This is a genomic window from Mesorhizobium sp. Cs1299R1N1 (assembly GCF_037179655.1).
Lineage (GTDB): Bacteria > Pseudomonadota > Alphaproteobacteria > Rhizobiales > Rhizobiaceae > Mesorhizobium > Mesorhizobium salmacidum.
Genome location: NZ_JAPYKR010000106.1, coordinates 1 through 668, shown reverse-complemented (window position 1 = coordinate 668; position 668 = coordinate 1). Strand labels below are relative to the sequence as shown.

The window sequence follows — 668 nt, the reverse complement described above, 5'->3', positions numbered from 1 at the left end:
CCTTCGATAAATCTTGTGACGGCTGCCTTGCCCCATCTGCGCCGCTCGAGCTCGGGGCGAATATTGATGCTCGCTTCCGAGGCTATTGTACGAACCCCAGTACATTTCGCGCTGTCGGGCGTCGCACGAGCGGGGCTAGTGCCTTACTGCCATACTCTCGTACAAGAATTGGCGGGAGAGCGCGTCACGGTAAACGTGCTGGCACCTGGAGCACACAGCACGGAGCTTCACGAAGCAAATCGCCACGGTAGCCATGCCGCAGCAATTCGTGCACTCGAGGACAGGACTCCGGCTCGACGCATTGGCGATCCATCGGAATTCGCAGCAGTTGCTACATTCTTGGCCAGTCCTCGCGCGGCCTATGTCAGCGGCCAACTGATCGTCATCGATGGCGGGCTGAGTGCAACCGTTTGAACTATTCGTCGGGCTAGGAGCCGTCGCATGAACACAGCCAACGCAGAGAGTGCTGGTATTGATCTTGCTTCTTCAATCGCACATGCCTGCATTCGCGATCGTCGTGAGCTAACTTTCTCCTTAAGCATTGGAAATAGATCCGCAAGCCGGCCGAGGCACCGCCTGAGGGACGCAACGCAGTTCCTGAGTTTCGATGCCGCATGACACGATGTTCCGCAATAGGAGACAGCGCTTCATGGGATTTGATCACGCTG

Annotated in this window: 1 protein-coding gene; it reads left to right on the top strand. The window is 57.2% G+C overall.

What is annotated here, in order from left to right; translation table 11 throughout:
- Positions 1 to 414 (top strand): SDR family oxidoreductase (locus O7A70_RS33915; RefSeq protein WP_337144220.1); only part of this gene is annotated, 414 nt, incomplete at its 5' end.
- Positions 415 to 668 lie beyond the last annotated feature (254 nt).